Source organism: Thioclava sp. SK-1 (assembly GCF_001705665.1).
GTDB lineage: Bacteria > Pseudomonadota > Alphaproteobacteria > Rhodobacterales > Rhodobacteraceae > Thioclava.
The window spans coordinates 1-1,616 of sequence record NZ_MDHA01000024.1 but is presented as its reverse complement, the minus strand read 5'-3'; the positions used below and the strand labels follow the sequence as shown (position 1 = coordinate 1,616).

At 55.3% G+C, this 1,616-nt stretch carries 1 protein-coding gene; it reads left to right on the top strand.

What is annotated here, in order from left to right; translation table 11 throughout:
* Positions 1-100: 100 nt before the first annotated feature.
* Positions 101-1,227 (top strand): IS3 family transposase gene (locus tag BFP70_RS02895; protein ID WP_369820176.1). Its coding sequence is split into 2 segments (ribosomal slippage): positions 101-344 and positions 344-1,227, totalling 1,128 coding nucleotides; the frame shifts between segments, so codons are not numbered across the junction.
* Positions 1,228-1,616 lie beyond the last annotated feature (389 nt).

The window sequence follows — 1,616 nt, the reverse complement described above, 5'->3', positions numbered from 1 at the left end:
CTTCGGCGGCAATCTCTGATCCGTCGCGGTCGAAGACTGGACTTGCATCACTTCCGTTCCGGTTTTCTGTGAGCAATGCTCGCTTTGAAGGAGACTGGATATGGCAGCCAAGCATAGTGAAGATTTCAAGCGCGAAGCGGTTCGGATCGCGGCGCACAGCGGCCTGACACGGCGACAGGTTGCGTCGGACCTTGGGGTTGGTTTTTCGACCTTGGGCAAGTGGATGCGGGATTACTCGACCGATCCAACAGCAGCTGAGGCCGCGGAGTTGCGCCGCGAGAATGAGCGCTTGCGCAAAGAGAACCGTATTCTGCGGGAGGAGAGGGAGGTGTTAAAAACGGCGGCAATCTTCTTCGCGAGCCAAAAGCAATGAGATTTCAATTCATTGCGGAGTATCGCGGAGATCTTTCACGTGTGTATCTGTGCCGCCTGATGCAGGTTTCAGATCGTGGGCTACGGGCGTGGCGTCGCAGGCCGCCCTCACATCGCCAGCGTCGTGACATGATCCTTCTGGCATATATCCGCGAACAACATCGGCTCAGCTTGGGCAGCTATGGCCGTCCGCGCATGACGCAGGAATTGAACGAATTGGGCATCCACGTCGGCCAGCGCCGGGTCGCCCGGATCATGCGTGACAACGGCATTCAGGTTCTGCGCAGTCGTAAATTTAAGCGCACAACCGACAGCGACCACAGCTTCAACATCGCTCCGAACCATTTGAACCAGGACTTCACGGCGACGGCGCCAAACCAGAAGTGGGCCGGGGACATCACTTATATCTGGACCCGCGAGGGTTGGTCCTATTTGTCTGTTATTATTGATCTATATTCGCGGCGCGTGATCGGTTGGGCAATTAGTAATCGCATGAAGCAGGACTTGGCCCTACGTGCTTTGGACATGGCAATCGCGCTACGCCGACCACCGCCTGGCTGCATTCACCACACCGATCGCGGCGCGCAATATTGTGCGCACGAGTATCAGAAACGCCTTCGCCGTCACAAACTACTCCCTTCCATGAGTGGCAAAGGAAATTGTTACGACAATTCGGCGGTCGAGAGCTTCTTCAAATCTCTTAAAGCCGAGTTGATCTGGCGAAACACATGGCAAACACGCCGGGATGTCGAGGTCGCGGTGTTCGAATACATCAACGGCTTCTACAACCCGCGCAGGCGCCATTCAGCCTTGGACGGAAAATCACCCGTGGCCTTCGAAAAGATCGCCGCCTAAGATGAGCAACACACCGGAACAGAAACGGTGCAGGTCCAATGGACATTACCGTCCACGATCACCTCATCGTCTGCTTCGGGCGGGAGCAGGCCGCGTTCAGCATGCGGGCGGCGAAGGCCGGGTCCGAGCCCAAAGTATTGGATGCTGCATCGTGCACCTATGGGGTAAAGCGCAACCAAACATGCTTTGCATATTCGCGCACTTGGGCTAATCTGAAGTCTCTTCCAGACTGGTGTCTGTCGTCATATAAAATGGGACATCAGATCTGCTTGAACATTGGAGGCTCTGGTTCGGTTGCGTGATTGATTATGCGGCTTGTTTTTGATGTTGCAAGCGGCGCTGTCGGATCGTCAGTTTCTTGATCTTCTCCCTTTCTCTCAGAATGGCTT